This window comes from Telluria sp. LT2P80 (genome assembly GCF_059685955.1).
The window spans coordinates 393,637-417,720 of sequence record NZ_JCASIO010000003.1; the positions used below are offsets into that span (position 1 = coordinate 393,637).

Annotated in this window: 23 protein-coding genes; 11 read left to right on the forward strand and 12 right to left on the reverse strand. The window is 63.3% G+C overall.

What is annotated here, in order from left to right:
* The first annotated feature begins 442 nt into the window (after positions 1-442).
* The 3 genes from proV to proX are packed head-to-tail and all read left to right on the forward strand — an operon-like array spanning position 443 to position 3,792.
* Positions 443-1,678, forward strand: a complete 1,236-nt coding sequence (gene proV, locus AC56LW_RS10970) for a glycine betaine/L-proline ABC transporter ATP-binding protein ProV (RefSeq protein WP_499634204.1) — start codon at positions 443-445, stop codon at positions 1,676-1,678.
* Complete coding sequence (gene proW, locus AC56LW_RS10975) at positions 1,675-2,733, forward strand: glycine betaine/L-proline ABC transporter permease ProW (protein WP_499634205.1); 1,059 nt, start codon at positions 1,675-1,677, stop codon at positions 2,731-2,733. Before proV ends, proW begins: the two co-directional genes overlap by 4 nt.
* Before the next feature lie 57 nt (positions 2,734-2,790).
* Complete coding sequence (gene proX, locus AC56LW_RS10980; protein WP_499634445.1) at positions 2,791-3,792, forward strand: glycine betaine/L-proline ABC transporter substrate-binding protein ProX; 1,002 nt, start codon at positions 2,791-2,793, stop codon at positions 3,790-3,792.
* 429 nt (positions 3,793-4,221) lie between these two features.
* Here the strand turns inward: proX and AC56LW_RS10985 are convergent, their stop codons facing one another.
* Entirely contained in the window at positions 4,222-4,599 is a 378-nt protein-coding gene (locus AC56LW_RS10985; RefSeq protein WP_332531631.1) for a winged helix-turn-helix transcriptional regulator, read from the reverse strand.
* Between the two features lie 302 nt (positions 4,600-4,901).
* Between AC56LW_RS10985 and AC56LW_RS10990 the strand changes: the two genes are divergently transcribed.
* The 3 genes from AC56LW_RS10990 to AC56LW_RS11000 all read left to right on the forward strand — a co-directional run bounded on the left by AC56LW_RS10990 (position 4,902) and on the right by AC56LW_RS11000 (position 7,108).
* Positions 4,902-5,279, forward strand: coding sequence for a VOC family protein (locus AC56LW_RS10990; RefSeq protein ID WP_499634207.1), 378 nt, complete (start codon positions 4,902-4,904; stop codon positions 5,277-5,279).
* 115 nt (positions 5,280-5,394) lie between these two features.
* Positions 5,395-6,366: an alpha/beta fold hydrolase gene (locus AC56LW_RS10995; protein WP_499634447.1), complete on the forward strand. Its 972-nt coding sequence runs from the start codon at positions 5,395-5,397 to the stop codon at positions 6,364-6,366.
* 184 nt (positions 6,367-6,550) lie between these two features.
* A complete protein-coding gene (locus AC56LW_RS11000; RefSeq protein ID WP_499634209.1) occupies positions 6,551-7,108 on the forward strand; it encodes an HD domain-containing protein in 558 nt (185 codons plus the stop codon).
* A gap of 176 nt (positions 7,109-7,284) precedes the next feature.
* On the opposite strand, the gene guaA is transcribed toward AC56LW_RS11000, so the two are convergent.
* Both guaA and guaB read right to left on the reverse strand, forming a co-directional pair.
* The gene (guaA, locus tag AC56LW_RS11005; protein ID WP_332531628.1) at positions 7,285-8,895 is read right to left on the reverse strand and encodes a glutamine-hydrolyzing GMP synthase; all 1,611 of its coding nucleotides are present in this window, start codon (positions 8,893-8,895) and stop codon (positions 7,285-7,287) included.
* Between the two features lie 100 nt (positions 8,896-8,995).
* Positions 8,996-10,456 (reverse strand): IMP dehydrogenase, encoded by a 1,461-nt coding sequence (gene guaB, locus AC56LW_RS11010; protein ID WP_183552919.1) that lies wholly within the window; start codon positions 10,454-10,456, stop codon positions 8,996-8,998.
* A gap of 149 nt (positions 10,457-10,605) precedes the next feature.
* Here guaB and AC56LW_RS11015 point away from each other — a divergent pair, with 149 nt between their 5' ends.
* Positions 10,606-11,130, forward strand: a complete 525-nt coding sequence (locus AC56LW_RS11015; RefSeq protein ID WP_499634212.1) for a DUF4124 domain-containing protein — start codon at positions 10,606-10,608, stop codon at positions 11,128-11,130.
* Here AC56LW_RS11015 and AC56LW_RS11020 read toward each other — a convergent pair.
* Positions 11,102-11,434 (reverse strand): RnfH family protein, encoded by a 333-nt coding sequence (locus tag AC56LW_RS11020; RefSeq protein WP_499634214.1) that lies wholly within the window; start codon positions 11,432-11,434, stop codon positions 11,102-11,104. The genes AC56LW_RS11015 and AC56LW_RS11020 overlap by 29 nt on opposite strands.
* Positions 11,427-11,858, reverse strand: a complete 432-nt coding sequence (locus AC56LW_RS11025) for a type II toxin-antitoxin system RatA family toxin (RefSeq protein WP_258834442.1) — start codon at positions 11,856-11,858, stop codon at positions 11,427-11,429. The genes AC56LW_RS11020 and AC56LW_RS11025 overlap by 8 nt, the downstream gene beginning before the upstream one ends.
* 96 nt (positions 11,859-11,954) lie before the next feature.
* Between AC56LW_RS11025 and smpB the strand changes: the two genes are divergently transcribed.
* Positions 11,955-12,404, forward strand: a complete 450-nt coding sequence (gene smpB, locus AC56LW_RS11030) for an SsrA-binding protein SmpB (RefSeq protein ID WP_499634215.1) — start codon at positions 11,955-11,957, stop codon at positions 12,402-12,404.
* Positions 12,405-12,410: 6 nt separating this feature from the next.
* Here smpB and AC56LW_RS11035 read toward each other — a convergent pair whose 3' ends face one another.
* The 4 genes from AC56LW_RS11035 to lepB form a co-directional block, all read right to left on the reverse strand.
* Positions 12,411-13,028 carry an ATP-binding cassette domain-containing protein gene (locus tag AC56LW_RS11035; RefSeq protein ID WP_499634217.1) on the reverse strand — a complete coding sequence of 206 codons (618 nt, stop codon included), beginning with the start codon at positions 13,026-13,028 and terminating at the stop codon, positions 12,411-12,413.
* The gene (locus AC56LW_RS11040; RefSeq protein WP_499634219.1) at positions 13,025-14,104 is read right to left on the reverse strand and encodes a hypothetical protein; all 1,080 of its coding nucleotides are present in this window, start codon (positions 14,102-14,104) and stop codon (positions 13,025-13,027) included. Before AC56LW_RS11040 ends, AC56LW_RS11035 begins: the two co-directional genes overlap by 4 nt.
* Positions 14,105-14,134: 30 nt before the next feature.
* Complete coding sequence (locus AC56LW_RS11045) at positions 14,135-15,328, reverse strand: multidrug effflux MFS transporter (RefSeq protein ID WP_499634221.1); 1,194 nt, start codon at positions 15,326-15,328, stop codon at positions 14,135-14,137.
* 131 nt (positions 15,329-15,459) lie between these two features.
* A complete protein-coding gene (lepB, locus tag AC56LW_RS11050; RefSeq protein WP_499634223.1) occupies positions 15,460-16,131 on the reverse strand; it encodes a signal peptidase I in 672 nt (223 codons plus the stop codon).
* Positions 16,132-16,287: 156 nt separating this feature from the next.
* Here lepB and ppk1 point away from each other — a divergent pair, with 156 nt between their 5' ends.
* Both ppk1 and AC56LW_RS11060 read left to right on the forward strand, forming a co-directional pair.
* Entirely contained in the window at positions 16,288-18,438 is a 2,151-nt protein-coding gene (gene ppk1, locus AC56LW_RS11055; protein ID WP_499634225.1) for a polyphosphate kinase 1, read from the forward strand.
* Entirely contained in the window at positions 18,410-18,877 is a 468-nt protein-coding gene (locus tag AC56LW_RS11060) for a SixA phosphatase family protein (RefSeq protein ID WP_332531619.1), read from the forward strand. Before ppk1 ends, AC56LW_RS11060 begins: the two co-directional genes overlap by 29 nt.
* Here the strand turns inward: AC56LW_RS11060 and AC56LW_RS11065 are convergent.
* The 3 genes from AC56LW_RS11065 to AC56LW_RS11075 all read right to left on the reverse strand — a co-directional run bounded on the left by AC56LW_RS11065 (position 18,874) and on the right by AC56LW_RS11075 (position 21,777).
* A complete protein-coding gene (locus AC56LW_RS11065) occupies positions 18,874-20,328 on the reverse strand; it encodes a Ppx/GppA phosphatase family protein (RefSeq protein ID WP_499634227.1) in 1,455 nt (484 codons plus the stop codon). The genes AC56LW_RS11060 and AC56LW_RS11065 overlap by 4 nt on opposite strands.
* 94 nt (positions 20,329-20,422) lie before the next feature.
* Positions 20,423-20,614 (reverse strand): hypothetical protein, encoded by a 192-nt coding sequence (locus AC56LW_RS11070; protein WP_499634229.1) that lies wholly within the window; start codon positions 20,612-20,614, stop codon positions 20,423-20,425.
* Positions 20,611-21,777: a PepSY-associated TM helix domain-containing protein gene (locus AC56LW_RS11075; RefSeq protein WP_499634231.1), complete on the reverse strand. Its 1,167-nt coding sequence runs from the start codon at positions 21,775-21,777 to the stop codon at positions 20,611-20,613. The genes AC56LW_RS11070 and AC56LW_RS11075 overlap by 4 nt, the downstream gene beginning before the upstream one ends.
* Before the next feature lie 118 nt (positions 21,778-21,895).
* On the opposite strand from AC56LW_RS11075, the gene AC56LW_RS11080 reads away from it, so the two are divergent.
* Positions 21,896-24,079, forward strand: a complete 2,184-nt coding sequence (locus tag AC56LW_RS11080) for a TonB-dependent receptor (protein WP_499634233.1) — start codon at positions 21,896-21,898, stop codon at positions 24,077-24,079.
* Positions 24,080-24,084 lie beyond the last annotated feature (5 nt).

Consider the following 24,084-nt stretch of genomic DNA (forward strand, 5'->3'; position numbering starts at 1 on the left):
ATGTCAGACCTGACCCCGGCTTGTGACTCCGGCTTATGACCCGGCTTGATACTGCTGCAGCAATCATGTTTCAACGCAAAAAGCAATTGTCCTTTGACATCATTGCTGTTATAATTGCGGCCCTTTTACAACAAAACCTCCGTTAGCACACCTGCTATCGATCGCTTTCCATGCCGTGCATGGGGACCGAACCCTGGGCCAACCGCCCGCATCAAGCAACGTTCGCCGCATCGCGGTTGAACGCTACTCAGCGTCACTAACACGCACACAGCATCCGGCACGCACTGCGCATATCGCGAGCGCCGCCACGCCTTTGGCATTGTCGCCGCGTCGACAGGCCAGGCACCGCTGTCTGCATCACCACCATGTCGCGATCTCCGCCGCGGGCCTCGTTGCCTGCGGCGATTTCATTTCATTCGACAGATCGAGGGAGAACCACACCGTGGCAAAACAAATCATCATCGACCAGGTCTTCAAAGTCTTCGGCGATCAGCCGGAAGCTGCACTGGACCTGGTTCGCCAGGGCGCCAGCAAGCAGGACATCCTGGCCCAGACCGCCTGCACCATCGGCGTGTTCGACGCCAGCTTCACGATTGAAGCCGGCGAAATTTTCGTCATCATGGGCTTGTCCGGGTCGGGCAAATCGACCATGGTGCGCATGCTCAATCGCCTGATCGAACCAACCGCCGGACGCATCCTGATCGACGGCAATGACATCAACACCCTGCCCGACGCCCAGTTGCGCGCGCTGCGCCGCAAGGACATCAGCATGGTGTTCCAGTCGTTCGCGCTGCTGCCGCAACTCACCGTGCTCGACAACACCGCGTTCGGCATGGAGCTGGCCGGCACGCCGAAGGCCGAGCGCCACGCGCTGGCGTTGCAGGCACTGGACCAGGTGGGCCTCGCCGGGTATGGCGCCAGCTATCCCGACGAATTGTCCGGTGGCATGCAGCAGCGTGTGGGCCTGGCCCGCGCGCTGGCATGCGATCCCGCCATCCTGCTGATGGACGAAGCGTTTTCGGCGCTCGATCCGATCATGCGCACCGAGATGCAATCGGAGCTGCTGCGCCTGCAGCAGATCAAGCGCCGCACCATCGTATTCATCTCGCACGATCTCGACGAAGCCATGCGCATCGGCGACCGGGTCGCGATCATGAAGGACGGCCATGTCGTGCAAGTGGGCACGCCCGAAGACATCCTGCGCCAGCCTGCCAACGACTACGTGCGCAACTTCGTGCGCGGCGTCGATGCCGCGGCCGTGTTCAAGGCCGGCGATATCGCCCGTAAAAGCCAGATCGTGGTGTCGGAGTCGCCCGCGCGCGGCTCGCGCGCAGCGCTGTCGATGCTCGAAGAACAGGATCGGGCCTATGCCTACGTCGTCGACCCGCAGCAGAAATTCCTGGGCGTGGTCTCGGCCGACTCGCTGCGCAGCGCGCTCGACGGTCACGTCGGCCCGCTGGGCCTGGCGCATGCCTACCTGCCCGACGTCACCACCATCGATGCCGATGAACCGGTGGCCGGCCTGTTCGGCCAGATCGCGCAGATGCCGTATGGCGTGCCTGTGGTGACGAACGATGGCAAATACCGTGGCGCCATCAGCAAGACTACCCTGCTGAAGTTCCTCGACCGCGATACGCCGCCCCTCGCCGCACCAAACAACCCGAAAGGACAAGCATGAATTCCGGCACCGCTATCGCGACCGAGACCCAACCGGTCGCCCCACAAGCTGAGCAGATCAATCCATGGCTGCCGACGCCGCCGCGCGATACCTCCTGGCTCGACGCCGCGCCGGCCGCCTCGCCCGATCAGGCTAGCCTCGGGCTGTCCGACCTGCTGAACGGCTCGCTGTCGCTCCAGTCCGGGATCAATGACGCGCTGGGCTGGGTGGTTGAACACTTCCGCCCATTCTTCCAGATCGTGCGCGCTCCCATCGATGCCACGCTCGACGCCGTCAGCGCGCTGCTGCTGGCTGCGCCAGCGCTCGCGGTGATCGCCGTCATCGGCGTGCTGGCCTGGCAATTCACCACCCGCACGCTCGCCATCGGCACCGTGGTGGCGCTGCTGATCGTATCGGTGCTGGGCATCTGGTCCGACGCCATGATCACGCTGTCGCTGGTGCTGACGTCGCTCGCGTTCTGCATGGTGATCGGCTTGCCGCTGGGGATTTTCCTGGCCAGCAGCGACCGTGCCCAGAACCTCCTGCGCCCATTGCTCGACGCCATGCAGACGACGCCGGCCTTTGTCTATCTGGTGCCAGTGGTAATGCTGTTTGGTATCGGCAATGCCCCGGGCGTGATCGTGACCATCATCTTTGCGCTGCCGCCGCTGGTGCGCCTGACCAATCTCGGCATTCGCCAGGTGCGGCCCGACCTGATTGAGGCAGCGCGCGCCTACGGCGCCTCGCCGTGGCAGTTGCTGAGCCGCGTCCAGTTTCCGCTGGCGATGCCATCGATCATGGCCGGCATCAACCAGTCGCTGATGCTGTCGCTGTCGATGGTCGTGATCGCTTCGATGATCGCCGTCGGCGGCCTTGGCCAGATGGTCTTGCGCGGCATCGGCCGCCTGGACATGGGTCTCGCAACCGTGGGTGGCCTGGGCATCGTGCTGCTGGCAATCACGCTGGACCGCTTGACGCAATCGATGGGACAGCCGCGTCGTGGCGTACGCCACTGGTACCAGACTGGCCCGGCCGGCCTCATCCTGCGCCTGACGCGCGGCAAGCCACAATCATAAAAAGGAACACGAATGCATCGCATGAAAAAATTCACAATCAAACACCAGTCACGACGCATGTTTCGCTGGATCGCCACCATCGCGCTTGGCGCACTGGCGCTCACTACCCACCTGGCCATGGCGCAAACGCCGGCAGACAGCCTTCCCGGCAAAGGGATCAAGGTGCAAGCGCTGCAAAGCCCGGTGGCCGAAGAGACGTTCCAGACCATGCTGGTCGACCGTGCGCTGGCAGCACTGGGCTACGCACCGCAACCCATCAAGGAAGTGGAATACCCGACGGCGCACATCGCCATTGCCAATGGCGATGCCACGTTTCTGGCGGTGCACTGGGATCCGTTACACAAGGATTTCTATGACAACGCCGGCGGCGACGCCAAACTGCTGCGCATGGGCGAGTACGCCGGACCGGCAGCCCAGGGCTACCTGATCGACAAGGCCACCGCCGACAAGTACGGCATCACCAATATCGGCCAACTGCGCGAGCCGCGCCTGGCCAAGTTGTTTGACAACGATGGCGATGGCAAGGCGGACATGGCCGGTTGCAATCCGGGCTGGGGCTGCGAAGCGATGATCGAGCAGCAGATGGACGGCTTCAAGCTGCGCGGCACGGTTACCCATGTGCAGGGCAATTACTCCGCACTGATCGCCGATACCATCGGCCGCTTCAAGCGCGGCTCGCCGATCCTGTATTACGCCTGGACGCCCTACTGGGTCAATGGCGTCCTGATCCCGGGCAAAGATGTCGTGTGGCTGCAGGCACCGAAGACGGCGTATCCGGGCAAGCCCGATACACGCCTGCCCGACGGCAGCGACTACGGCTTTGCCATCAACACGACGCGCTTTGTCGTGAACCGTGCCTGGGCCGAGAAGAACCCGGCAGCCGTGAAGCTGTTCCAGGTGATGCGCTTGCCGATTGCCGATATCGATGCGCAGAATGCGCGCATGCGCAGCGGTGAGAATGCGCAGGCGGATATCGCGCGCCATGTGTCGGGGTGGATCAAGTTCCATCAGAAGGAATTTGATGGGTGGATTGCGCAAGCGCGGGCGGCGGCGCCGTGATCTTGCTGCAGGCTAGGTGCCCCGCTTGCACTGTCGATAAAGGCCTGTGACCAAAACCGGGATGGTGGATGGACGAAGCCCCCTCATCCATGCCAGCCCGGTTGATCAACAGATGAGTCACGGGTATTGTTGGCGTTGAAATACCTTTTCGCTGCACTCCATTCGTTGGTTAGTTACATTTTATACAGCTATTCTGCTGGTTTTTTCGCGCCCATCAACTCCCCATCGTCCTGCCTGTTTCATGCATGTCTGTCATCCGCTATCTCAATTGAGCTAGCGGGCAAAGAAGACCGATGCGTTTCTAAGATGTCCACACAATGAAGAAGTTGACGGTCTTCCTGCACAAAATGACGGACACGCTGCTGCTCAGCGCTCAACAGTTTGTTATTGCCTGGCTGGCGTTGTTGTTCGCACTCGTCGTTCGCAAACCTATCGGTCGTCGTACTGGCTCTGCGCTGCCCTCACCTGTTCCGCGTGCGCATTTACCCAATGCAGAAGGTTCTGCAACGGATCGAGCAAGCTTTCTCCGAGTTCGGTGAGCTCGTATTCAACGCGTGGCGGGACCTCGGGAAAAACCTCGCGCAATATCAGGCCATCGCGCTCGAGGTTGCGCAGCGTTGCCGTGAGCATCTTTTGCGAAATTCCAGGGATGCATTTCTCGATCACGGAAAAGCGGGCGCGCCAATCCGGAAACATCTCCAGGGTCAGCAAAATGAAGATGCTCCACTTGTCCCCTACCTTGGTCAGTATTTCTCGAATCGCACCCGGGTCTTTACTTTTGCAGAGTTCGGTGGGATCAGGCGGCATCGTTCTTCTTTCTCGCGGGCTCAAGACTTACCTCCAGGTTAGTGACTGACTATTAAGTGCCTCCTTACGAAGACTTACAAAGCTCGATATTCTTGCACACCTGAGATGCGGAACTATTTTTAAATGCAACAAGAGTTTCGCAGCCGATTCATGTCGAATAAACCCATATGCGCGGCGTGGCGCCTCACCCGGTGGATCGGCACAGAGCGATGCAGCCTTGGGCATTGAACGAACAACCGTCCGGAACGAGATGCTCGGTGCCGGCCAAACACATTGACGTTTTTGCAACCGGAGAGAAAGCAATGATCGACCACCTCATTTTGACTGTCAGCGATGTCCAGCGGTCGCTGACATTTTACGAAGCGGCGCTGGCGCCGCTGAACATCTCGATGTTCATGCCAATAAAAGGCGACAACGGAAGTCCCGATCTGTGGGGGTTCGGCGATGGCAAGCGCGCGTTCTTCTGGCTGAAACAGGGATCACCGTCTCCGGAGGCCCTCCATTGGGGTTTCGAGGCTGACGACAACCAGCAAGTCGACACTTTCTACGAAGCGGCGATGGCGGCCGGTGCCAAAGACCGCATCTCACCACGCGCAAGGCTGGAGTTTTACCCTGGCTACTATGCCGCCGATGTGATCGATCCCGATGGCTACCATTTTGAAGTGGTGCACAAGGCTTGATCGTGCCTGACAGGATCGGACAGCCAGAACGTGGGCCCATCCTGCACCTGCTGGAAACTGGAAACTGGCGATCGTTCTACCCCTCGGGGTTTTGATATCTCAACGAAAGATACACATGTCCCAATCTACTGTGCCTGGCAATCCCCTGCGTCGCAATCTGCTCGTGGGAAGTGCTGCAGCGATTGCTGGTTCAATCACTGCGATCGGGTCAGCCCAAGCCGCAGTCACCACACCAGCCAAAGGAAAACCAGCCGTGACACATAACATCATCACCACCAAGGATGGCACCCAAATTTTTTACAAGGATTGGGGCGCCGGCCAACCGATCGTGTTTCACCACGGCTGGCCGTTATCCGGCGATGACTGGGATGCCCAGATGATGTTCTTCGCATCCAAAGGTTACCGCGTCATTGCCCACGACCGTCGCGGACACGGTCGTTCTAGCCCCAGCGCCGCCGGGAATGACATGAACACCTATGCTGCCGACGTGGCTGCTCTCGCCGAACACCTGGGACTGCGCAATGCAATTCACGTCGGCCATTCCACCGGTGGCGGCGAAGTCATCCGTTATGTCGCGCTGTACGGCGGCGGGGGACGCGTTGCCAAGGCGGTATTGATCGGCGCGATCACGCCGATCCTGATGAAAACGAGTGACAATCCCGACGGCGTGCCGCCCGAGGTGATCGACGGCATTCGCACAGCAGTGGCCGGCAACCGTGCCCAGTTCTACAAGGAGTTTTCGAGTGGCCCATTCTACGGTTTCAACCGCACGGGTGCGACGGTGCCGATGGGCGTATCGGACAACTGGGTGCGCCAGGGCATGGCCGGTGACATCAAGGCGCAGTACGACTGCATCACAGCATTCTCGGAGACCGACTTCACGGCCGACCTGAAAAAGATCACGATCCCCGTGCTGGTCCTGCATGGCGAGGACGATCAGATCGCGCCGGTCGCGGGCACCGCCAGACGCGCCGTCAAGTTGCTGAAACATGCCACGCTGAAAACCTATCCCGGCTTTCCTCATGGCATGGCGACCACGCAAGCCGATGTGATCAACGCCGACATGCTGGCCTTCTTCCAACCCTGATCACGACCGGGGGTGCGACGATCTTGCATCCCTGATCGACCTGGTTTCCGGTTCCACCATGTCGGCGAAGGAGTCCACCTTGTTTACTCTGTCTCAGATTGAATACGCACAACTGCGCGTCGTATTTCCTGATCTTCCTGAAACACCGCTGATCGTCCGCGCCTTCGATCATGCTCGCGCGCACATGCCAGACTATCTGTTTAACCACGTCCTACGCTCGTGGATCTTTGCCACCCGCATCGCCGCCATGCACGCAATCGCCTACGATGCCGAGGTCGTGGCCGTCTCGACCATCCTGCACGACATCGGCCTCACGCCGCTTGGCGACGGCCCCCATCGCTTCGAAGTCAACGGCGCAGAAATTGCAGCCGACTTCGTACGGCGCCTGGGCTTCGATGCACGCCGCGTACAGCTCGTATGGGACAGCGTCGCCCTGCACGTCACGCCTTCCATCAGTCTGTTCAAGGAGACTGAGGTGGCCCTGTGCGCGCGCGGCATCGGCGTCGACTTCGGCACGCCCGACTACGCGAGTTTTGACCAGGCCGAGATCGACGCGATCGTTACCGCCGTGCCACGCCTGAACATGGTGCGCCAGTTCATGTCCTGTGCCTGCCAGATGGCCAGGGACAGGCCAGAAACCACCTATGACAACTTCATGCGCGACTTCGGTGAGCGCCATGTCCCCGGGTACCAGGCGCCGTCGTGGGTGGACCGTATCCTCAACGGTCCGTACGCGGAATAGGAAGATGGACGGCACTCCGCGGTCTGCATCAAGCCTGGCATCGCGACACGGATCTGGCTATTGACAGAAGGCGTGCTGAGTCCGAGTGGGACCTCTTTGTCGTAGTTCATTCATGAAAAAAGCTCGCCGAAGCGAGCTTTTTCAATTTTCAAACGCAGGGTTTTCCAGAGAAAACCTCACTCCCACTCAATCGTCGCCGGCGGCTTCCCCGAAATATCATACACAACGCGATTAATCCCCCGCACCTCATTGATGATGCGGTTGGAAACCTTGCCCATCAACGCATGCGGCAGATGCGCCCATTGCGCCGTCATGAAGTCCAGCGTCTGTACCGCGCGCAGCGCAACGACATATTCATACGTGCGGCCATCGCCCATCACGCCCACCGATTTCACCGGCAGGAACACGGCAAACGCCTGGCTGGTCGCTTCGTACCAGTTCAGCGGCGCCTTACCGGCATCGATGCCCGGCACGTGCGGCACTTCAAACGGCGTGTTGCGCAGCTCTTCGATGAAAATCGCATCGGCTTCACGCAGCAGGTCGGCGAACTCTTTCTTGACTTCGCCCAGGATGCGCACGCCCAGGCCCGGGCCCGGGAATGGATGACGATAAACCATGTCATGCGGCAGGCCCAGCGCGACGCCCAGCTTACGCACTTCATCCTTGAACAGTTCGCGCAGCGGCTCGAGCAGCTTCAGGTTCAGCGTCTCTGGCAGGCCGCCCACGTTGTGGTGGCTCTTGATCGTCTGGCCCTTTTTACCTTTACCGGCAGACTCGATGACGTCCGGGTAGATCGTGCCTTGCGCCAGCCACTTGGCATTGGTCAGCTTGCCCGCTTCGACCTGGAACACTTCGACGAACTCACGGCCGATGATCTTGCGCTTCTGCTCGGGATCGTTCACGCCGGCCAGATGACCCATGAACTGGTCTTCGGCATCGATGCGAATGACTTTCACGCCCAGGTTCTTTTCGAACATGCTCATGACCATCTTGCCTTCGTCCTTGCGGAGCAATCCGTGGTCGACGAACACGCAGGTGAGCTGGTCGCCGATCGCGCGGTGGATCAGCGCGGCAGCAACGCTCGAGTCGACGCCGCCCGACAGGCCCAGGATCACGTCGTCGGTACCGACCTGTGCGCGGATCTTTTCGACGGCTTCACCGATATAGTCCGGCATGTTCCAATCCGACTTGCAACCGCAGATCTCGTGCACGAAGCGGCCGATGATGGCTTCGCCCTGCGTCGTGTGCGTGACTTCCGGGTGGAATTGCAGCGCGTAGAAACGGCGCTCTTCGTCAGCCATCGCGGCGATCGGGCAGCTGTCGGTCGAACCCATCAGCTTGAAGCCTTCAGGCATGTCCAGGACCTTGTCGCCGTGGCTCATCCAGACCTTGAGCATGCCGTGGCCTTCGTCGGTGACGAAGTCGTTGATGCCGTTGAGCAGCGCGGTATGGCCACGGGCGCGCACTTCGGCATAGCCGAACTCACGCTTCAGGCCGTTTTCGACCTTGCCGCCCAGCTGGGCCGCCATGGTCTGCATGCCGTAGCAGATACCCAGTACCGGCACGCCGGCTTCGAACACTGCCTGCGGCGCGCGTGGCGAGTCGCCTTCGAGCGTCGAATTGTGGCTGCCCGACAGGATGATGCCCGAAGCGCCGTAGTTGCGGACGAACTCGTCGCTGACGTCGTAGGGGAAGACTTCGGAGAAGACGCCGGCATCGCGCACGCGGCGGGCGATCAGCTGGGTGACCTGGGAACCGAAATCGAGGATGAGGATTTTCGAATGCATAGGGAAGCTTAATGTAGTCGGTGGTGAGCGAAACGTATGGTGGCTGGCATCGCCACCCACCATAGAAAACGCGGCCATCAATGGCCGCGTCGAAGGTCGATTACTCCGAACGGTAGTTCGGCGCTTCTTTCGTGATCTGCACATCGTGCACGTGCGATTCGCGCATGCCAGCAGACGTGATCTCGACGAATTCGGCTTTCGAGCGCAGCTCTTCGATGGTGCTGCAACCGCAGTAACCCATCGACTGGCGCACGCCACCGATCAGCTGGAAGATGATCGCCAGCACGCTGCCCTTGTAGGCCACGCGGCCTTCGATGCCTTCAGGGACGAACTTGTCGGCCTTGCTCGACGCTTCCTGGAAATAACGGTCGGCCGAACCGTCGGCCATCGCGCCCAGGCTGCCCATGCCGCGGTACGACTTGTAGCTGCGGCCCTGGTACAGGATGACTTCGCCCGGTGCTTCTTCGGTACCGGCGAACATGCTGCCCATCATGACGGTGTGCGCGCCTGCAGCCAGTGCTTTCGAGATGTCGCCCGAGAAGCGGATGCCGCCGTCGGCGATGCACGGCACGCCCGTCCCTTCGAGTGCTTCGGAGACGTTCGAGATCGCGGTGATCTGCGGCACGCCCACGCCGGCGACGATGCGGGTGGTGCAGATCGAGCCAGGGCCGATGCCGACCTTGACCGCATCGGCGCCGGCTTCGACCAGCGCCAGCGCGGCCGATGCGGTGGCGATGTTGCCGCCGATGACATCCACGTGCGGATAACGGTCCTTGATCCAGCGCACGCGGTCGAGGATGCCCTGCGAGTGACCGTGGGCGGTGTCGACCACCAGCACGTCCACGCCGGCAGCGACCAGCAGTTCGATGCGCTCTTCATCGCGTTCGCCGACGCCGACAGCGGCGCCCACCAGCAGCTTGCCCTGCGAATCTTTCGAGGCCAGCGGGTGTTCGTGCGACTTCTGGATATCCTTGACGGTGATCAGGCCGCGCAGTTCGAAGTTATCGTTGATGACGACCACGCGCTCGAGGCGGTGCTTGTTCATCAGGCGCTTGGCTTCGGCCGTGTCCGCGTCTTCTTTCACGGTGACGAGCTTGTCGCGCGGCGTCATCTTGGCGCGCGCTTCGGCTTCCAGGTCTTCCTCGAAACGCAGGTCGCGGTTGGTAATGATGCCGACCACCTGATTACCCTCGACTACCGGGAAGCCGCTGATGCCGTGCTGTTGCGACAGCGCCAGCACTTCGCGGATCTTCATGGTCGGTGGAATCGTGATCGGATCGCGCAGCACGCCCGCTTCGAAGCGCTTGACCCGCGCGACTTCGCGCGCCTGGTCGGCTGGACGGAGATTCTTGTGGATGATACCGATACCGCCCTCTTGCGCCATGGCGATCGCCAGGTTCGCTTCGGTCACGGTATCCATCGCGGCGGACAGCAGCGGAATGTTCAGCGTGATATTGCGGGTGAGCTTGGTGCGCAGGGAAGTTTGGGCCGGAAGAACGTTGGAGTAGGCCGGGACGAGCAGCACGTCATCGAAGGTGAGTGCTTTTTGGAGGAGACGCATAGTATTTCCTATAGGCGCAAAAGCGAATTATACAGAAACCCGTGATTTCCGTCGCCGGCCTGACCCAAATTTAGTTGGTGCGGTACGGTTTGCGATTGACAGCCGGACCGAAGCATGGCGAAATCTGTTAATTCTCAGGAGCAATTTCTATGTCGCAGATGCCGTACCGCGCCCTCGGCGCCACCCTGCTCTTCCTTGCCGCCACGGCCGCGCACGCCCAGTATGTCTGGATCGGCCCCGGCGGCACGCGCCAGTATTCCGATCGCCCGCCCCCGCCCGGCACACCGGCCAGCAAGATCGTCAAGGCGCCGGGCCGCGCCAATCCCGAACTGGCGCCGGCGCCCCCTGCCGCAATGCCGGCGGAAGGGTCAGCCACCGATCCAGCCACCAAGCCGCTACCGCCAAAAGGGCCGCCCACGCTGGCCGAACAGGAAGCCGCCTACCGCGCGCGCACCAAGGCACGTGACGAGTCCAATCTGAAAGCACAGGAAGAAGCGCAGCGTGTACGCCAACTGGCCGAGCGCTGCAACGCCGCGCGCGAGACGCAGGCGCAGCTGGCGTCCGGCACGCGCATCGCGCGCTACGGCCAGGATGGCCAGAAGAGTTATATGACGGATGCCGAGCGGGCCACGCGGGCCGCGCAGGTCAATCAGGCGCTGCAGGACTGCCGCTAGCGCCTTCCCGCTTGGCCGCGCGCTTGCGGCGCGACTCCTTTGGGTCAGCCACGAGCGGCCGGTAGATCTCGATGCGGTCGCGCTCGCGCAGCACCGTGTCGAGCGTCTTCTTCTTGGCGTAGATGCCCACCGGCTGCGTCGTCAGACTGATATCCGGGAAGGCTTCCAGCACGCCACTGCGCTCGATGGCGATGCCGATCGTCGTGCCGGGTTCGACCTGCAGCTCGCGCAGCCACTCGACCTTGTCGCTGGCGTAGCTGACCGAGATGCCCAGCAATGCGGGCGCAGGCGCGACGTCAGCCATACACGACCTCGGCACGCTTGCAGAACGAATCGACCATGCTGTTGGCGATCATGCCGAACACGGGGCCGACGATCTGCGCCAGGATCATGCTGGAGAACTCGTACTGCATGTCGAACTCGATCTTGCAGGCATCGGCGCGTAGCGACTTGAAGCTCCAGGTGGCTTCGAGCAGCTTGAACGGGCCGTCGACCAAGTGCATCTTCATCTGGGTCGGGCGCTGGTTGTGGTTCGATGTCGTGAAGCTCTGCTTGACGCCATGGAAATTAATTTGCAGAGCCGCGACGAGCTTGTCATCGGTGCGTTCGACGATGTTCACGCCACTGCACCAGGGAAGAAACTTCGGATAATCTTCGACTTTGGCAACGAGGTCGAACATCTGTTCTGCGCTATAGCCAAGGAAAACTGATTTGTGCACTACTGCCATTGGTCAACCGTTTGTTATGATGGGGGTCGTTTGCAAGTGGCGCCACCGTTGGCGCAATAGCAGTAGTTTAACCGACACGCGAATTTTCGCCTTTTCATGAGCATCGCTGACAATAAAAAAGCATTTTTTGACTACTTCATCGAAGACCGCTACGAGGCAGGTCTCTTGCTGGAGGGTTGGGAAGTCAAGGCCATCCGCGAAAGCCGGGTGCAGATCAAGGAAGCCTACGTGCTCGTCCGTGACAACGAGCTATACCTGTTCGGTGCGCACGTCAGCGCACTGACGACCACGTCGAGCTTCAGCCACCCCGAGGCGCTGCGCTCGCGCAAGCTGCTGCTGCACCGCGCCGAGATCGATAAGCTGATCGGCAAGGTGGAGCGCTCCGGCTACACGCTGGTGCCGCTCAACCTGCACTTCAAGAAAGGCAATGTGAAGTGCGAGATCGGCCTGGCCAAGGGCAAGAAGCAGCACGACAAGCGCTCGACCGAGAAAGACCGCGACGCCAAACGCGAAGTCGCTGCCGCAATGAAGACCAACCGGCGCTAAGCCGTTCTACGCGCCCTGTGCCGGTAACGCCAGCACGCGGGCGCCGGTCAGCGCGATCAGTTCGCGGTCGTGGGTCGAGAACAGCACCAGGTGTTCGTGCGCCCGTGTCCTGATCTGATCAATCAGAAATGCCCGGGCGTCGGCATCGATGCCATTGGTCGGCTCGTCCATCAGCACGACCTGCGCGTCTCCCATCAGGCCGGCGGCCAGCATGAATTTCTTGCGCGTGCCGAGCGACATGTCGCCAAAGCGCGCGCCAAGATACACCGCGATTCCGAAGCCTTCCAGCAGCGCGCGATGCGGCCCGGCGCAGCCACGCAGCGCCTGCACCATGCACAGGAATTCGTCGCCGGTCATGAAGTCGTAGGCAACCGAGGCATCGGGCACCCAGGCCAGCGCAGCGCGTGCGCCCTGCCCGCGCGCCAGGTCATGCCCGCAGACCAGCACCCGCCCAGCCTGCGGCGCATCGACGCCGGCCAGCAGCGCCAGCAAGGTCGACTTGCCGGCGCCGTTGGGTCCCACCAGCGCCACGGCGCCTGCGCCAAAGGCCACGTGCAGGTCCTCGAATACCACCTGGCCGCCGTAGCGCATGCCCAGGCCTTCGGCTGCCAACAAGATCGTCATTGTGTTGCTCCCATCAGAATCAGTGCAGCGAGCGTGAGCGCAGCCTTGAAGGCGGTGCCGTACCGGTGCCGCTGCAGCACCGGTGCGCCGAGCAGCGCAAGCAGCAGCAGCGACAGGCAAAGGGAACCGGCCAGCATTGACAGCAGGTCCGGGCTGCTCCCCGGCGCGGCGCGATACCCCAGCCACACCAGCATGCCGCTGCCGCCGCCCAGGCCCAGCACGACCAGGTGCTCGGCCGCGAGCACCTTGGCCACGCCGAACGGCATGCTGCGCAGGTAGGGTTCGAGCGGCTGGCGCGCGCGCCAGAACGCGTAGTACAGGCCGGCGAGCGCATACGCGCTCACGGCGCACGCCAGCGCGATGAAGCCTGTGGCATCCTGGCGCTTGCCCACCTGGCAGATCATCCACCAGTTGGCCGCATGCACGAGCAGCGCCGCCCCGATACGTGGCAGCGCCACGTGCAGGTGGCCGCGCCACAAGCTGCGCATCTGCAGCAGCATCAGGAACACCAGCGCAGGAACACGCAGCACGCCGCCCGCACCCGTGCGCCGCGCGCTACGAGCTCGGTCAGCACCGAACACCACGACATGCGCCACGGCGAGTGTCAACACGATCAGCCCAAGAACATACAGGGGAAAGAAACCGTCAGCACCTGGCGGCGACGCGGGGCTCGTGGCCACAGTCCAGAAGGCGACCGCAAACGGCAGCGCCCACCACTGCAGCGCAACGAGCAGCAAGGCAAGGTCCAGCGCCGGCGCCACACGCCCTCCGTGCAGGCTCGCTCGGGCAAACCCCGCAAGCGCCGCGCCGCGCACGAATGGCCGGTGCACGCGTGCCCACAATGCAACCGCCGCCAGCCAGCCGGCGACGTACATCAGGCTGGTACGCCAGTCGGCGGGATCGCGCCAGAAGTGCAGGATCGGCGCAGCCAGCAGCGTGGGCCGCTCGACCAGCGCGAGGCCAAACAAGGCAAGGCAGATGACCAGTGCATGCGCATAGCGCGCATACAGCGCCCGCGACTGCGCGGCGAAATAGCGGCGGCGCAGCAGGAACAGGGTACCGAAAGGTTCGGCCACCGCTGCCCGCCAGCGCCGCACTGCCATCACTCAGGCCGCGACGCTGGCAGGTTTGACCGCCATCATGACCGACAGGCGCCACGCGCCAAAGCTCAGCGCCAGCCCGGCCGCCACGCCCAGCGCCAGATGCAGCGCGCTGTGGAACAGCAGCGGCGCCACCAGGCCCGAGACCAGCGCAAACGACATCATCTGGATGAAGCCGATCATCGACGAGGCCAGGCCCCGGTTGTCAGGGAACAGGCCCAGCGCCGTGATCTGGATCGCCGGCATCGCGACCGACAGGCCGAACGTGTAGACGAACAGCGGCAGCACGGCCCACGGCACGGCAGCGGTGAACAACGCGTTGTAGCCAACGTTAAAGGCCGCGCCCAGCGCCATCACGCCAAAGCCCAGCCACATCATGCGGGTCGGCGTGCTTTTGTGCGCGTGTTTGCCGCCCCAGGCCGAGCCGACCACCATGCCGCCGACAAGCGGGATGAACATCCAGGCAAACGCCGTCTCGGGCAGGCCGAGGATCACCATCACGAAATTCGAGGCCGAGCCGATGTACAGCGACAGGCCCGAAAACGCGAGGCCGAGCGCCAGCGAGAGCAGCACGAACTGCGGATGGCGCAGCACCTTGACGTAGTTGCGGCCGATGGTCCCGGGATGGAAGACCTGGCGCTTTTCACGCGGCAGGCTTTCGGGCAGGAACTTCAGGCACACGAGGACCAGCAGCGCGCCGAACACCGCCAGGAACACGAACGACGAGCGCCAGCCGAAGGTGACGTGCAGCCAGCCACCCAGGACCGGCGCGATCGCCGGCGCGAGGCCGAACACCATCATGATGTGCGACATCATGCGCTGCGCCTGCGCGCCCGAGAAGCGGTCCTGCACGATGGCCTGGCCGATCACCGAGCCCGCGCCTGCCGACAGGCCCTGCAACGCGCGAAACACGAGCAGCCAGCCGAAGCTCGGCGCCCACGCCGCGCCAATCGAGGCCAGCGTGTAGACCGTCAGCGCAGTCAGGATCACAGGACGGCGGCCGAACGAATCGGACAGCGTCCCGTAGAACAGCATCATGAACGCAAACGTGAACAGGAACACGCTCAGCGTCTGCTGCACCGCGACCGGGCCGACTGCATATTCGGCGCCGATGGCCGGCATCGACGGCAGGTAGGTGTCGATGGCCAGGGCCCCGACCATGCCGAGGCAGGCGAGGATGACGGTGAGGAGTTTTTGCATGAACGGCGCTTTCGGAAAACCTGCCGGCGCTGCACGGTGCGCGATGCACGATGCATGGGGCCGGATGACGGGCATTGGAGGGCTGCGATTGTAATCGATTTCGGCCTTCCCGATCTGTCGCTGCCCTGTTTTCAATCGGCGCTCAGCGCCATGCCGAAACGCTCGAAACGGGGCATCCAGTCGTGCTGGTAGTCGGCAGAAACAAGGATGCGTTCGGCGCGGCCAAGCAGCTTCGCGCGCGGCACCAGGCCGATCACGCGCGAATCGGCGCTGTTGTTGCGGTTATCGCCGAGCATCAGGTACTGGCCGGGCGGTACGCGCAGCGGCGCAATGTCACGCAGCGCGGGTACGCCAGGAAGCAGTTGTACGCGCTGATGCGTGCCGCCCACGGATTCGCTGAGCCGGACGGCGTCGACCTCGCGCCCGCCGACCGGCTCGCGTGCGGTCCCGACCAGCGCGTAGGCGCCCTCTTCCCCGTTGATGCTCAAGCGGTCATTGCGCATCTCGACCAGGTCGCCCGGCAGCGCCAGCACACGTTTGATCAGGCGCGTACCGTCGAGCGGCGAATAAAACACGACCACATCGCCGCGCACAGGATCGCCGAGGTGCGCCACTTGCCGTTCAGTCAGTGGTATCTTGAGGTCGTATGCCAGGCGGTTGATGAACACCACGTCGCCCTCGAGCAGATTGGGCCGCATCGACCCGGATGGAATCGGGCTCCAGTCGGCGACTGCGGTACGAAATACGCCGAACAGCAGCAGAAACAGCAGAAAACCTTTGTTGGCGCGGACAAGATTGATCACGGACTGCTCCTGATTGGGTGGTGGAGTCGTCAATAGTAATTGTCGATCAAACGTCAATGCTTAGCTGTTCGTTAACCACGCAATCCTGACAGCAGTGTCACCACGCTGTCATATTCGACAACTAGACTGATTGCGGGACGACTACGACCGCAGACCATGGATATGAAGAAAAAGGCCACCGAGGCTGACTTGAAACAATTTTCCGACGGCAGCGCCTATTTGAATCGCGAGCTGTCGCTGCTCGAATTCAATCGCCGCGTGCTGGCACAGGCGGAAGACCCGACCGTACCACTGCTCGAGCGCCTGCGTTTTTTATGCATCGTCGCGAGCAATCTGGACGAATTCTTCGAAGTGCGCGTGGCCAGCCTGCTCGCTACCTACCAGATCGACCGCAACGACAGCGAGCTGCCCGAGACCCTGGCCGCCGACCTCGAACGCGCGAGCGCCGAGTGCCGCCACCTGATCGCGCGCCAGTACGCGCTGTTCAATCAGGAGATTCTGCCGCAGCTGTCCGAGCAAGGCATCCACCTCCTGCACCGCAGCGAACGTAATCCCGCGCAGCGCGCGTGGGTCAAGCAGTATTTCGACCGCGAAGTGCGCCCGCTGCTCACGCCCATTGGCCTGGACCCGGCGCACCCGTTCCCGCGCGTGATCAACAAGAGCCTGAACTTCATCGTTGAACTCAGTGGCAAGGATGCGTTCGGCCGCGGCTCGGGCATCGCCATCATGAAGGCGCCGCGCGTGCTGCCGCGTGTGATCCGTCTGCCAGACGACCTGTCGGACAAGCCGGGCAGCTCGTACTGCCTGCTGTCGTCGGTGATCCAGTCGCACATGGCCGATCTGTTCACAGGCCGCGAAGTGGTCTCGTACTCGCAGTTCCGCGTCACGCGCAACAGCGACCTGTGGGTGGACGAAGAAGAAGTGAAAAACCTGCGCCAGGCGCTGCAAAGCGAGCTGCATGGCCGCCAGTACGGCTTTGCCGTGCGCCTTGAGGTGGGCCGCTCATGCCCGGCGCACCTGGCCGATTTCTTGCTGAACCAGTTCCACATCGACCGCAGCCGCCTGTTCACCGTCGATGGCCCGGTGAACCTGGGGCGCCTGCTCGAAATCGTCAACCAGCACGACCAGCCAGACCTGAAATTCCCGTCGTATGTGTCGGGCTATCCGGGCAAGCTGTCAGGCGCCGACATGTTCGCCGCGCTGAGGAAGCAAGACGTGCTGCTGCACCACCCGTTCGAATCGTTCCAGCCGGTGATCAACTTCATCCAGTGCGCGGCGGCCGATCCCAACGTGGTGGCGATCAAGCAGACCATCTACCGGGCGGGCAGCAATTCCGAACTCGTCGAGGCGTTGATCACGGCCGCCGAACGGGGCAAGGAAGTCACCGTCATCGTCGAACTGATGGCGCGCTTCGACGAAGAGGCCAATATCAACTGGGCGGAGAAGCTCGAGAAGGCCGGCGCCCAGGTCGTGTATGGCGTCGTCGGATTGAAAACGCACGCCAAGATGGCACTGGTGCTGCGCCGCGAACCGAGTGGCCTGCGCCGTTACGCGCACCTCGGCACCGGCAACTACAACCCCACCACCGCGAGGTTCTATACCGACTTCGGCATCCTCACATCCGACGACGACCTGACGTCGGATGTGAACGAAGTGTTCATCCACCTGACCAGCATGACGCGGCCCAAGCAGCTGGCCAGCATCTGGCTGGCGCCGTTCTCGCTGCACAAGGAAATCGTGCGCGCGATCCGCAACGAGACTGAACTCGCGAAACAGGGCAAGCCGGGGCGCATCATCGCCAAGATGAATTCCTTGACCGATGAATCGGTGATCAAGGCGCTGTACGACGCGTCGTGCGTGGGCGTGAAGATCGACCTGATCATCCGCGGCGCCTGCGCGCTGCGCCCGGGTGTCGAAGGGCTGTCCGAAAACATCAAGGTGCGCTCGATCGTCGGGCGCTTCCTGGAGCACACGCGGATCTACTACTTCCGCAACGACCTGAAACACGATACGTACCTGAGCAGCGCCGACTGGATGAACCGCAATCTGTTCCGCCGGGTCGAAGTGGCCTTCCCGATCCGCGCGCCGCTGCTCAAGCGCCGCATCATGCGCGAAGGCTTGCTGCCCTACCTGAAGGACAACGTGAATGCGTGGGAACTGGGCAGCGATGGGCGCTACCGCCGTCGCCGGCCGCGCGGCAAACAGGTTGGCTTCAGCGCGCAGCAGGCACTGATGGACATGCTCGGCGCTGAAAGCGCCCCCAACAAGGAAATCGACAATGGAACTGATCCTCTGGCGCCACGCTGAAGCCGAACCGGGCACGCCTGACCTGCCCGACGAACTGCGCGCGCTGACACCCAAAGGCCAGCGCCACGCGGCCCGCATGGGTGCGTGGCTCGAACGCACACTGCCACACGAATGCCGCATCCTCGTCAGCCCCGCCACACGCTGCGTGCAGACGGCCGATGCGCTGGGACGGCGTTACAAGGTGGTGGAAGCATTGAGCACGGCGTCGAGCGCCGAAGCGATCATCGAGGCCTGCGGCTGGCCGGCGCACCGGCAGCCGGTGCTGGTCGTGGGGCACCAGCCACTGCTGGGCGACGTAGCCTCGCTGTTATTGTGCGGACAAAAGCAGGACTGGCGCATCCGCAAGGGCGGCGTGTTCTGGATCGAGCACAAGGCCAGCGATGGCATGCCGTACATCCGGCTCGTCGCCGGACCGGATGTCATCGGCAAGCTGCGCTAACCCTGGCGTACCTGGAACGGCACCCCGACCTCACCCCAAGCCTGCACTTCTTTCTCGAGCCAGGGCGCGAGCGTCGGGTGCTTGCGCATCAGCTCCGCCGGCAGATCCAGGTCGATGCGTGAGCGCATGCGCAGGCGCAGGCCGGCGATGTCGTCATCGGCGCGTGCGTGCATCAGCACGATCGCCAGTCGCAGCGCCAGCACGGCCTTGGCCAGATCGGCCTCCACCAGCGTCTCGCGGATCTTGCGCAGATTGCCTTTCTGGCCAAGCACGAGCGTCGACAGCATGCGCTGCTCGCGCGTCGTGAAGCCACCCAGATCGGCGTGTTCGACGATGTAGGCGCCGTGCTTGTGCGCACCGCTCATCGAGATCGCCAGGCCGATTTCGTGCAGCATCGCGGCCCAGGCAAGGTACGGCCGGTGCGTCTCGCCCTGCGGCTGCAGGCGTTCGAACAGCTGCGTCGCGATGCCCACGGTGCGCAGCGCGCGGCCGCTGTCGACACGGAAGCGCCCCATGCAGGCGCGGATCGCGGCGTCGCGCCGGTCGCGCCGGTTCGCGCGCAATTCGAGATCGGACAGCACACCCAGGCGCAGGCCCGCATTGATGGCGGTAAGCCGCTCGACCTTCAGCTCCTGCATCGCGCCGATCAGCACCGTCAGACCGCCGACCATCACGGGCACGCGCTCGCGCTTGACGCCCGGTAGCACGAAGGCATCCACGTGACCCAGGTCGAGCAGGATGGCGCGCAGTGCCTGCAGGCTGTGCTGCGAGACCGTGCCATCGCCGATGGCATTGCGCGAGATGACCTCGGAAATCGCCCGCATCGTGCCCGACGAGCCGTAGGCGGTGTCCCAGCCCTTGGCGTGGTACAGCGAGGCGGCGTCTTCGAAGCGCGCGCGCGCGGCCGTGACGGCGGCGTCGAAATTGTGCTCGGTGATGCGGCCATCCGGGAAATACGCCAGCGTTTGCGGCTGGGTGCCGATGCCGAAGGATTCGACCAACTGAATGTCGCCCCCGGTGCCGGCGATGACTTCGGTCGAGCCGCCGCCGATGTCGATCACCAGGCGCCGCTCGTCGTGGCGCTCGATCGCGCGCGCCACGCCCATGTAGATCAGGCGCCCTTCTTCTTCGCCCGAGATGATGTCGATCGGGTGCCCGATCGCGTTCTCGGCCAGCGGCAGCAGCAGGTCGGCGTTCTTCGCCACGCGCATCGTGTTGGTGGCGACCACGCGCATGGCGTCGAGCTGGTATTCGTCGAGGATCTTGCGGAACTCTTGCAGGCAGTGGATCGCGCTGCGCATTGCCGCTTCGCTGAGCATGTTGTCGGCATCGAGACCGGCCGCCAGGCGGATCGGATTGCGCGCGGTGCGCACGATGTGGATGCGGCCACCGGCGGGCTCGCCGATGTGAAGGCGGAAGCTGTTGGACCCGAGGTCGACTGCTGCAAACATGAGGTCCTTTCGATGATGACCGGATGCCTGGGCGGGCAAGGCGCCGCGCAGGTATCTTCATGGGACCGAGTATACAGCCTGGGCCGGTGTGCGCCTAGAGCGCGCTGCGCGGTGCCGGCGTACGGCGCATGCCGAACCAGAAGCCCAGCAGGCACGGGATGCCGAGTGCGACGGCCGAGACGGCGTCCCAGATGCCGTCGCCCAGCAGCGCCGAGATCAGACCGATCGTGGTGAGGATGCCGAGCACGATCGGCGCGCCCCAGATTTGTGATGGTGTGCGGATCATGAGCGTTCTCCGGTGAGTGTCGTCGTTGTGGGGAGCGGGTGCGCGTGCGCGGCCACCTTGGTGGTGGCGTTGCCCGTCTTGCCGCGCTTGAGCCACAGGTACAGGCCCGTGCCCAGCAGGATGATGGTGGCGATGTCGAGCAGCGCCCACAGCAGCTTCATCGCCTGCCCGCCGTAGTCACCGAAGTGCAGCGGCTGCGACACCAGCAGCGCTTTCAGATACCACGGCAGTACCGGGGAGTCCGTCAGCTGGCCCGTGTTCGCATCGATCAGCACGGGCCGGTACATGCGCGAGCTGAACGCCTCGTTGCCATTCATGTAGATGCCATAGTGATGCTCGCTGCTGAAATCGGTGCCCGGGAAGGCGACGAAGGCCACGCGCATGCCCGGCAGCGCCGCCTTGGCCGTCTCGATCGCATCGTGCACCGACGCGGTATGCGGCAGCGGCTTCTTGCCTTCGTATTGCTTGAGGATCTGCGCCAGCTCGTTCTTCTGGTAGTACTTGTACATCAGGTCGGCCCAGGTGTTGATCATCCCGGTGCCGCCGACGACGAACAGCCAGACCAGCGTGACGATGCCCAGCATATTGTGCATGTCGAGCCACTTCAGGCGCGCGCTGCGTTCCTTGCGCACGGTGCCGAAATCGAGCTTGCGCATGAACGGCGCATACAGTACGACGCCGCTGACGATGGCCACCAGCAGCAGCAAGGCCATGAAGCCCAGGAACAGCATTCCCGGCAAGCCCATGAACAGGTCGACGTGCAGCGCCAGCATCGTCGACATGAACACCCCGCCCTCGAAGGCCGGCTCGGTAATCACTTTCGTGGTACGTGCATCGACCGCGATCGGCTTGTAGTTGGGGTCGTGCATATGGTCGGCCAGCGTGACGTTCCAGATCTCGGGCACGTCGGCTTCCTGCGAGATGAACATCGGCTTCTTGGTCGGGTACAACTCTTTCGCCGACGCGATCACGGCGTCGACGTTCCCCTGCGGCATCGGGCTCGACAGCACAGGCGGCTCTACCTCGGTGCCGAGCAAGTGGCCGATTTCGTGGTGGTAGATCAGCGGCAGACCGGTCAGGCACAGCAGCAGCATGAAGATGGTGCAGATCAGGCTGCTCCACTTGTGGATCCAGCCCCAGCGGCGCAGGGAGACGGGTGACATGATGGTTGCGCGTGCCTATGGCAAAAATCGTTGAGTCCAGAATAATAATCGTTCTCATTTACATTTGCAAGGCGCGAGGATAGAATGCGCGCTACCCTATTCACCCAGACTGCATCACATGAACACTCGCCGTTTCGCCCTGACCCCGGCCGCATTCGCCGCCGCCCTCCTCGTCGCAGGTACCGCATTTGCCCAGGACGGCGCGCCGGCCACGGACGACAGCGCCGTCCCGACCGTCGTCATCAGCGCGTCGGCCGACGCATCGGCCCAGGGCCTGCCGGCTGTCTATGCGGGCGGCCAGGTCGCGCGCGGCGGGCGTCTGGGCCTGCTGGGCAACGTCGACATCATGGACACGCCGTTCAACAGCACCAACTACACGCATGCGCTGATCCAGGACCAGCAGGCACGCAGCGTCGCCGACGTCGTCCAGAACGATCCGTCGGTGCGCGTGGCGCGCGGCTTTGGTAACTACCAGGAGCTGTACATGATCCGCGGCTTCGCGGTGGGCTCGGACGACACCGCGTACAACGGCCTGTATGGCCTGCTGCCACGCCAGTTCGTCGCGACCGAACTGGTCGAACGCGTCGAAGTACTGCGCGGCGCCCACAGCTTCATCAACGGCGCGGCCCCTGCTGGCGGCAGCATCGGCGGCTCGATCAACCTGCTGCCCAAGCGCGCCCCGAATCAGGACCTGAGCGAAGTCACGCTTGGCGTCGAGACGGGCGGCCAGGGTTACGGCGCCATCGACCTGGGTCGCCGCTTCGGACCGGAAGGCCGCGCCGGCGTGCGCGTCAACGTTGCTCACCGCAAGGGCGACACCGCAGTCGATCGCGAAGGCCGTGAACTGAGCGTGTATTCGCTGGGCGTCGATTACCGCGGCCGTGGTTTCCGCCTGTCGGCCGACATCGGCGCGCAGGACCACGAACTGACCAATGCACGCCCGAGCGTGACGCTGGGCGCGACCACCCCGATGATTGCCGCGCCAAGCGCCGACCGCAACTTCGCGCAGCCATGGACCATCTCGGAAGAACGCCACACCTTCGGCACCGTGCGCGCTGAAGTCGACCTGGCTGGCGGCGCCGTCGCCTGGGCCGCACTGGGCGCGCGCAGCGGCCAGGAATACAACATTCTGTCGTCGATCACGGTCAACAACGCCAATGGCGACGGCACCATGACCCGCTTCGACAATATCCGCAAGGACCAGGTCCGCACTGGCGAAGTGGGCGTGCGCGGCGCACTGCGCACCGGCTTCATCAAGCACATGCTCAGCGCCTCGGCCTCGGGCTTCCACAGCGAGTCGCGCAACGCCTATGCCCTCAGTGACTTCGCCGGCTTCGCGTCGAACGTCTACATGCCGCGTGACGTGGCAGCGCCATCGTCATCGTTCTTCACGGGCGGCGACATGGGCAACCCACTCGTGACGTCCAAGGCAATCCTGTCGAGCCTGGCGATCGCCGACACGCTGTCGCTGCTGGACGACACGGTGCTGGTCAATCTGGGCCTGCGCCACCAGCGCCTCAAGGACTACGGCTATGACTATGGCACCGGTCTGGAAAACTCGGCCTACGAGGCCAGCGAGAATACCCCGTTCGCCGCCGTTGTCTACAAGCCGCGCAAGGACCTGTCGGTGTACGCCAACTACAGCGAAGGCTTGCAGCGCGGCGCGGTTGCCTCGGGCACCGAGATCATCAACCAGGGCCAGGTCTTCGCGCCGTACGTCTCGCGCCAGCGTGAAGCGGGCGTCAAGTTCGACAGCGGCCGCTATGGCTTGAGCGCCGCCGTGTTCTCGACCAGTCAGCCGAGCGGCTATGTGCAGAACCGCGTGTTTGGCGTGTTCGGCGAGCAGCGCAACCGTGGCCTGGAGCTGTCGGTGTTCGGCAATCCGGTGCGCGGCCTGCGCGTGCTGGGTGGCCTGACGCTGATCGACGCCGAGCAGCGCATCACGGCCGGCGGCATCAACCAGGGCAAGGATGCGATCGGCGTGCCAAAAACGCAGCTGAACATCGGCGCCGACTGGGACGTGCCGGGTGTGCAGGGCCTGGCACTGAATGCCCGCACCGTCTACACGGCGACCCAGTACGCCGATGGCGCCAACACGCAGAAGCTGCCGTCGTGGACCCGCGTTGACCTGGGCGCAACCTACCGCACGACCTTCATGGACCGTGACCTGACGCTGCGCGCCCGTGTCGACAACGTCGCCGACAAGAACTACTGGGCCTCGGCCGGCGGCTACCCGGGTTCGGGCTATCTGGTGCTGGCGGCGCCGCGCACCGTGGCGGTGTCGGCAACCGTCGGCTTCTAAAGCAC